Source organism: Actinotalea sp. (assembly GCF_035443605.1).
Taxonomy (GTDB): Bacteria; Actinomycetota; Actinomycetes; order Actinomycetales; family Cellulomonadaceae; genus Actinotalea.
The window spans coordinates 1-7,351 of the sequence record NZ_DAORSQ010000116.1; the positions used below are offsets into that span (position 1 = coordinate 1).

Consider the following 7,351-nt stretch of genomic DNA (forward strand, 5'->3'; position numbering starts at 1 on the left):
CGCCGCATCCTGCTTTGGCCGGTGGTGGTGCAGGGGCAGGGGGCGGCCGAGCAGGAACCCCTGGGCGGCGTGCGCGCCCAGGTGGGTCCACGCGACGAGGTCGTCGATCTCCTCGATGCCCTCCACGAGCAGCTGGGCGCCGGTCTGGTCCGCGAACTCGATGAGCGAGCCGGCCAGCGCCCGGCGCAGCGGGCTGGCCGACAGGTCCTGCGTCAGCGAGATGTCCAGCTTGATGATGTCCGGGGCCAGCTGGACGATGTGCCGCAGGCTCGAGATGCCCGCACCGGCGTCGTCCACCGCGATCTTGACGCCCAGGGCACGCAGCGCACCCACCTTGTCCAGCAGGCCCTCGTAGTCCTCGACGACCGCGTGCTCGGTGATCTCGACGACGATCTGGCGTCCACCGGCGGCGCGGGCCATCTCGGCCAGCCGCGGGTCGTCCAGCGTGGCCGGCGAGGCGTTGACGGACAGCTCGACGTCGGCCGGCAGGCTCTGGGCGTGCCGCAGCGCAGCGGCGATGGCGGCGATCTCGAGGTCGACGCCGAGCCCGGCGTGGGTCGCCGCCGCGAACCACGCGTCGGGCGGGCGGTGCGGGTCCACGTCGAAGCGGGTCAGCGCCTCCACGCCCAGCAGCCGGCCCGTCGTCAGCGAGTAGAGCGGCTGGTAGACGGGGTGGAACGCGGCCTCGACGAGCACCGTCTCCACGAGCGCCACGAGCTCTGCGTCGACCGGGGTGCCGTTCACCTCGCGGTGGAGCGCCCACCGCACGTCCACCGCGAGCTGACGCTGGTAGGAGCGCTCGCGGGCGGTCAGGGATGCGGAGCCCAGCGCGCCGATGACGACGAAGAAGACCGCCCGGGTGATCCAGGTTCGCATCGGCTGCGGCTCACCGGTGACGGCGTCCAGGGGCATCAGCGGGCCGACCAGCACGGCGGCCACCACGGCTGTCGTCACGGTGCCGCGCATCCCGAACGGCACGCCGGCCAGGATGATCGGGACGTAGAACAGGTGCGGGTAGGCCCGTTGGGTCCCGCCCGTGAACCACACGACCAGCCAGCTCACGGCGAGCAGCGCCGCGAGGACGACGACGGTGACCCATGGCGAGGCGCTCGCACCGAGGAGCAGGGCGCGGTCGAGGCCGCGGGGGGCCCCGGTGACGCCCCGGCCCCGGCTCACGGCTCGACACCGCCCGCCGGCGGGTCGAGCCGCTCGGGCTCGCAGACCACCACGGGGATGGTCCGCTGGGTCCGGGTGGCGTAGCGCCCGTAGCCGGGGTTGGCCGCGACCACGGTGCGCCACAGGCCGGGCCGCTCGACGGCGTCGGCCGTCCGGGCGACCATGACGTCGCGCCGCGCGCCGCTCTGGACCACGACCGTCGGGTCCGCCTGGAGGTTGAGGTACCAGGCAGGGTGCTGGTCCGCACCGCCGTTCGAGGCCACGAGGAGCAGCCGCTCGCCGTCCCGGATCCCGGCAAGGGGGATGGTGCGCTGCTGCCCGCTGCGCCGGCCGCGGGTGGTGAGCAGCACCTGCTCGAGCGAGCCGAGGCGGCCCCCCACGCGCCCCCCCGTGGCCCGGTAGACGACGGCGTGCAGGCGGGTGAACGCGATCTGACCCCTGCTCGTCATGCACCCACGGTAGGGGTCCCCCCACGGGCGCACCAGGGCAGGTGGACCGACCGTGTCACCGTGCGCCGGCTCCCGTGTCGCGCGGGTGCCGCAGGTGCAGGCCGGGACCGCCGCGGAGGTTGTCGCCCAGCTGCGACGCCACGGGCAGGTCGGCCGGGCTGCCGACGAGGTAGCCCTGCACCGCGTGCGCCCCGATGCGGGTCCAGGCCAGGAGGTCCTCGACGGTCTCGATGCCCTCGACGAGCAGCTGGGCGCCCGTCCGGTCCGCGAACTCGACGATCGAGGCCGCGAGCGCCCGCCGCAGCGGGCTGGCGCCGACGTCCTGGGTGAGCGACATGTCGAGCTTGATGATGTCGGGCGCCAGCTGGACGATGTGCCGCAGGCTCGAGATCCCCGCGCCGGCGTCGTCGACCGCGATGCGCACGCCGAGCGCCCGCAGCGCGGCCACCCGCTCGAGCAGGCCCTCGTAGTCGGCCACCACGGAGTGCTCGGTGACCTCGACGATCATCTGGCGCCTGCCGGCGGACGTGAGCAGGGCGAGGAGCCGGGGGTCGCCCAGGGTGTGGGGCGAGGCGTTGACGGACAGCGCCACCCCGAGCGGCAGGGTGTGCGAGTGCTCGATCGCCACGGCGACCGCCGCGATCTCCAGCTCGGCCCCACGGCCCGCCAGCGCCGCCGCGGCGAACCACTGGTCGGGGCTGCGGTACGGCTCGGAGTCGAAGCGGGTCAGGGCCTCGACCTGGAGCAGCGTGCCGTCGGCCAGGGAGTAGACCGGCTGGTAGACGGGGTGGAAGGCGCGCGCCGCCATGACGCCGTCGATGCGCCCGACGAGGGACGCGTCGTGCGCGCGGCCCCGGACGGGACGCGCGAGGGTCTCGCGCACCTCCTGGGTGAGGTGGGCCTCGTCGAGGCGCTGGCGGGAGCGCAGCGCGAAGGAGACGAAGGCTCCGACGGCGACGAGCACCACGGTGCGGGTGACCCACGCGCGCAGGTCCTGCGGCTCGCCGGCGACGGTGTCCAGCGGCATGAGCGGACCGCACAGCACGCCCGCGACAAGTGCGGTCACGACGGCGCCGCGCAGGCCGAACCGCAGCGCTGCGGCGATGATCGGCAGGGAGAGCAGGTGCGACGACGTGCCCAGGGTGCCGCCCGTCGACCAGACGACGAGCCAGGTGACGGCCAGCAGCGCAGCGAGGAGGGCCCACGCCGGGACCCGGCCGACGGTCCCGGCGGCCAGCAGCGCACGCTCGAACCATGCGGGGTTCCTGGATGCCGCGCTGCGTCGCGCGGACCGGCCGGGGGTACCCGTCATCGTCAGCCTCCTGGGCCGTGCCGGTGCGGTGCGGTGCGGTGCCATCCGGTCGCCACCCCGCGCGCGCCCGCGCCGAGGGCGTGCATCGAGCCTACCGGGGTGCGTGCGCCCGGTGCCGGACGGTGCCGCTCGGTGGTCGCCGACCGTGGCAAGGTGGCACCCATGAGCACGGACAACCTGCAGCTTTTCCCCGGCAAGCAGTTCATCAGCACGATCCTCGACGCGCTGGAGACGAAGACCGCGATGTCGGGGGAGATGGCCCGCCGCTACCTGCAGCGCGCGGGGATGGCCGGCATCATCATCGGGGTCCTCTACGGCACCAACTACGCCGTCATCGCGGCCTTCGACGCCATCGCGCCGGGCGGGACGATGGTGCCCGTCGGCCGGTTCTTCGGGGCGCTCGCGTTCGGCTGGGCGCTGGTCTTCATCTACTACTCGAAGTCCGAGCTGCTCACGTCCAACATGATGATCATCTCGATCGGGGCCTACCACCGGCGCACGACGCTCGGCAAGGCGCTGCGCCTGCTCGGGCTGTGCTACCTCGGCAACTTCCTCGGCGGCCTGCTCATCGCGGTCTTCGTGCGGTTCAGCACGCTGACGGACGGCGTGGCCGGGGAGCTCATGTCCGCATCCGTCGAGCACAAGCTTGCGTTCATCACCGACGGCCCGGCCGGGTGGAGCGACCTGTTCTTCCGCGCGGTGCTGTGCAACTTCATGATCAACCTGGCGATGCTCCTCGTCTACAACGGGCTCATCAAGGACGACCTCACCAAGAGCCTCGTGATGATCATGTCGGTGTTCATCTTCGCGTTCCTCGGCCTGGAGCACTCCGTCGCGAACACGGTGCTGTTCACCGTCGTCGGGCTCAAGGAGGGCATCGACCTCGGCCCGGCAGCCGCCAACGTGGGGATCGCACTGCTCGGCAACTTCGTCGGCGGCGGCCTGCTCATCGGCCTGTACTACGCGTACGTCAACGACGACTCGCGGGTCGCCCGCCGGGGTCCGACCGAGGCCTGAGCCGGGGGCGCACGACACTCAGGACCACGTCGCGACGTTGGCGAGCTCCTCGCTGCGCAGGGCGTCCTCGATCGCCGCGAGCTGGGTGTCGCTGCACGGCAGGTCGAACGCGAAGCGCACCGCCCGGGCGATGTCCGCGCGGTAGTCGTGGCCGGCGGACACGAACTGACCGGGGATCGAGCTCATCGCGTTCTTCATGTCGATCGCGGTCTGCAGGAAGGTGATGGGGATCGACCAGCGCGCCTGGGGCGGGACGGCCGCCGGTCGCGCGTCCCCCAACCACTCGGGGCTGCGCCACAGGAGCTCAGGGCCGAACAGCACGACGCCGTCGTCGTCGTGGGACATGAGCACGTAGCGCGCCGCGCGCGCCGCGGCCTCGTCGAGGCGGTCGATCTCGTCCGCCCCGGCGACCCGCAGCACCTCGCCGGGTTGCACGTTGCCCCGCGTCAGGTCACGCACCTGGTGGGCCCAGCCGCTGCCGTACGGCGTGCCGAGCCACAGCGCACGCTGGACGAACAGCGCCCGCAGACCTCGCGTGCCGGAGTGCAGGAAGGGGTCCTGGCTGGTGTGCGCGCCGAGGCTCTCACCGAAGATGACGACCTTCGGCCGGTCGGCGGGTGCCCGCTGGCCCAGCGCCTCGGCGATCCCCAGCCACAGCGCGTGGTTCTGCTGGCGGCCGTCCTCCACGCGGTCCAGGGACATCGGGGACGGGCGGAGCGAGTACTGCAGGGTCACGCTGGCGCAGTCGCCCCTGCTGAGGTACTCCCAGGCGGAGCTCGCGGCGTAGTTGAGGTACCCCGTGCCGGTCGGGGAGCACAGGACGAGCAGGCTGCGGTCCAGGGCACCGGTGCGCTCGAGCTCCGCGAGGGCCATGCTCACGCGCTCGGCGTAGGTCGCGGCGCTCGTCAGGCCGACGTAGACCCGGACCGGGTCGACCGCAGGCTCGCCCATCACGGCGCTGATCCGCGCCGCGGGGGTGGCGGTCGACAGGTGGCGGCGCGGCTCGCGCGTCAGGGTCGCCCACGGCACCACGCTGCCTGGACCGCCGCTGACCAGGGCGGACGTCGGCGGGTCGACGAGTGCCGCGTCCGGCACCGTCCCGGACCGCTCGACCCTGCGGTAGACCAGCCCGCCCACGGCGTACAGCCCGCCGCCGATGGCCCCGAGCGAGGCCACGTGGCTGGCGACGGACACGTCGGTCTGCTCCCCGGTGACCCGCCGGATGCCGCGCTCGGCGACCCACGCGAGCCCGCGCTCGCCGGCCGCGAGGGTCAGGGCCCCGGTCGCGGCGAGTGCGCCCGCGCCCAGGGAGCGGGCCATCGGTGCGCCGCGGTCGCGACCCAGCTCCGCGCCGTCGGCCCGGGAGCGCCGCAGGCGCAGCGCCTGGACCCCGACGGCGATGCCGGCACCGGCGACCACCATGACCGGCACCGAGCGCAGCACGCGGCCCAGGCCGCGGTCCGAGCCGGCCGGCCCGGGCAGGGCGTCGAGGCCGCTGGCGACCGCCCCGGCCACCGCCGCGGCGGTGATCCGGCGCGACGCCGCACGCACCAGGGCGCGGGCGGTGCGCTCCTGCTCGCGCTGGGGCAGGGCCGCCTGCACGCCGAGCGACACGGCGATCGCCGCGAGGTCGACGGCGAGCGTCGTCCGTGCCGTCGTCCGGCCGTCCGTGCGCGCCCCGGCGAGGCGCAGCGCGCCGCGGGACGACACCAGCACGACGTCGTGCCCGACGGTGGTCAGGGCGTAGTTGAGCGCGGAGGACAGGCCCGTGATGACGCCCTGGTCGAGCGGTGAGCGGGGCTTGAGCAGCGGTACCAGGCTCCACGGCACGCTGGCCGCCGCGGCGACGATCCCCGCGCGCTGGCTCGCCGACAGGCGGTCGAGGTGGTCGTCCTGCGTCATCGTGACGTCCCTGCTGTGGGTGGGGGAACCGAGGTCTAGGTCATCCTGCTGGAGCGAGCGAGGTCGCGTCGACCGCGGCGTCTACCCTGGGCGGGCGTGAGCGGGTGCGTGCGCCCGCCTGGCCGCACCCACGGGAGGTCGGATGGCGGGGGACCGCAGGGCCGCGCTGGCCGCGACGTGGGCGTTGCCCCGCCCGGTCCTGGCCGCGGCAGGCCTGCTCACCGTCGGTCTGCTGGCGCCCGTGGTCGCGGCCTACGTCGCGGCGGGCACGACGGCGGCGCTGGGCCTCGCGATGGGCTACACCGGGTGCCTGCTGCCCGCGACGCGCCTGCCCGCCCGGTACGCCCTGCTGCTCACGGTGCCGCTGGCGATGACGGCCACGGTGGCCGCCGCACTGCCGGGCCAGCCCTTCGTCGCGGCCTGCTTCGTCGCGCTGGCCTGCCTGCTCGTCGCGCCGGCGACCATGCTCGACGCCGGGGTCGTCGCGGGCCTGCCCACGGTCGCCGCGGTGTACCTCACCCTCCCGGTCGAGCAGGACCCGGCCCAGGTGGCGATGTGGGTGCTCGCCGGTGGTGCGCTCGGCGTGCTGGTCCTGGCGCGGGTGGGACGGCCGGCTGCGCTGCGCGGGCTCGCGCTCGCGGCCCTGCTGCCCCCGTGGGCCGCCATGGCGGCGGCCGGGCTGCTCCTGGTGCTCATGGTCGGCTACGCGGTGCTCGACCGCTACGGTCCGACGGTCGCGTGCAGCACACCCTTCATCGTGCTGCTGGGGGCCGGTGGTGGTGGCGTCGCGGCGCTGGGCCTGGCGGTCGAGCGGGTGGGCGCCACCGTGGTCGGTGCCGTGGTCGCGGCCGGGATCGCGCTGGCGCTGGCCCGAGGCGAGGAGGGCGCGGACGGCGCCGCGGCGACACCCGGGCTCAGCGGCCCCTGACGTCCGGGCACTCGCGTGCGCCACACTGGGCCGCACCGACGCAGAAGCACCGACGCAGAAGCACCGACGCAGACAAGGGAGTCTCGTGGAGTTCGACGTGACGATCGAGATTCCGAAGGGCCAGCGCAACAAGTACGAGATCGACCATGTGACGGGCCGCGTCCGCCTGGACCGGATGCTGTTCACGTCGACCCGCTACCCGGACGACTACGGCTACATCGACGGCACGCTCGGGGACGACGGGGATCCGCTGGACGCCCTGGTGCTCCTCGACGAGCCGACGTTCCCCGGCTGTCTCATCCGCTGCCGCGCGCTGGGCATGTTCCGGATGCGCGACGAGGCCGGCGGCGACGACAAGGTCCTGTGCGTCCCGGCGTCCGACCAGCGCTGGGCCTCGCGCCGTGACATCGACGACGTGTCGCACTTCCACAAGCTCGAGATCCAGCACTTCTTCGAGGTCTACAAGGAGCTCGAGCCCGGCAAGTCGGTCGAGGGCGCCCACTGGGCGGGTCGCCGCGAGGCCGAGGCCGAGATCGAGCGGTCGTTCCGACGAGCGGCCGAGCACGC

At 74.1% G+C, this 7,351-nt stretch carries 7 protein-coding genes; 3 read left to right on the forward strand and 4 right to left on the reverse strand.

Features of this window, described 5'->3' with window-relative positions; translation table 11 throughout:
- From PKY62_RS11290 to PKY62_RS11300, 3 genes are all read right to left on the reverse strand, one after another.
- The coding region (locus PKY62_RS11290) for an EAL domain-containing protein (protein WP_324537006.1) at nucleotides 1-1,176 on the reverse strand (1,176 nt) is incomplete at its 3' end.
- Nucleotides 1,173-1,625, reverse strand: a complete 453-nt coding sequence (locus PKY62_RS11295) for a nitroreductase family deazaflavin-dependent oxidoreductase (RefSeq protein WP_324537008.1) — start codon at nucleotides 1,623-1,625, stop codon at nucleotides 1,173-1,175. The genes PKY62_RS11290 and PKY62_RS11295, both read right to left, overlap by 4 nt.
- Before the next feature lie 55 nt (nucleotides 1,626-1,680).
- The gene (locus PKY62_RS11300; protein WP_324537010.1) at nucleotides 1,681-2,937 is read right to left on the reverse strand and encodes an EAL domain-containing protein; all 1,257 of its coding nucleotides are present in this window, start codon (nucleotides 2,935-2,937) and stop codon (nucleotides 1,681-1,683) included.
- A gap of 162 nt (nucleotides 2,938-3,099) precedes the next feature.
- Between PKY62_RS11300 and PKY62_RS11305 the strand changes: the two genes are divergently transcribed.
- Nucleotides 3,100-3,954: a formate/nitrite transporter family protein gene (locus PKY62_RS11305; RefSeq protein ID WP_324537012.1), complete on the forward strand. Its 855-nt coding sequence runs from the start codon at nucleotides 3,100-3,102 to the stop codon at nucleotides 3,952-3,954.
- A gap of 18 nt (nucleotides 3,955-3,972) precedes the next feature.
- Here PKY62_RS11305 and PKY62_RS11310 read toward each other — a convergent pair whose 3' ends face one another.
- Nucleotides 3,973-5,856 carry an alpha/beta-hydrolase family protein gene (locus tag PKY62_RS11310; protein ID WP_324537014.1) on the reverse strand — a complete coding sequence of 628 codons (1,884 nt, stop codon included), beginning with the start codon at nucleotides 5,854-5,856 and terminating at the stop codon, nucleotides 3,973-3,975.
- 142 nt (nucleotides 5,857-5,998) lie between these two features.
- On the opposite strand from PKY62_RS11310, the gene PKY62_RS11315 reads away from it, so the two are divergent.
- Nucleotides 5,999-6,784, forward strand: a complete 786-nt coding sequence (locus tag PKY62_RS11315) for a hypothetical protein (RefSeq protein ID WP_324537016.1) — start codon at nucleotides 5,999-6,001, stop codon at nucleotides 6,782-6,784.
- Nucleotides 6,785-6,869: 85 nt separating this feature from the next.
- Nucleotides 6,870-7,351 (forward strand): inorganic diphosphatase (locus tag PKY62_RS11320; RefSeq protein WP_324537018.1); only part of this gene is annotated, 482 nt, incomplete at its 3' end.

Coding starts and splice junctions, on each gene's coding strand:
- PKY62_RS11295 (WP_324537008.1), bottom strand. CDS start 1,625: ATGACGAGCAGGGGTCAGATCGCGTTCACCCGCCTGCACGCCGTCGTC.
- PKY62_RS11300 (WP_324537010.1), bottom strand. CDS start 2,937: ATGACGGGTACCCCCGGCCGGTCCGCGCGACGCAGCGCGGCATCCAGG.
- PKY62_RS11305 (WP_324537012.1), top strand. CDS start 3,100: ATGAGCACGGACAACCTGCAGCTTTTCCCCGGCAAGCAGTTCATCAGC.
- PKY62_RS11310 (WP_324537014.1), bottom strand. CDS start 5,856: ATGACGCAGGACGACCACCTCGACCGCCTGTCGGCGAGCCAGCGCGCG.
- PKY62_RS11315 (WP_324537016.1), top strand. CDS start 5,999: ATGGCGGGGGACCGCAGGGCCGCGCTGGCCGCGACGTGGGCGTTGCCC.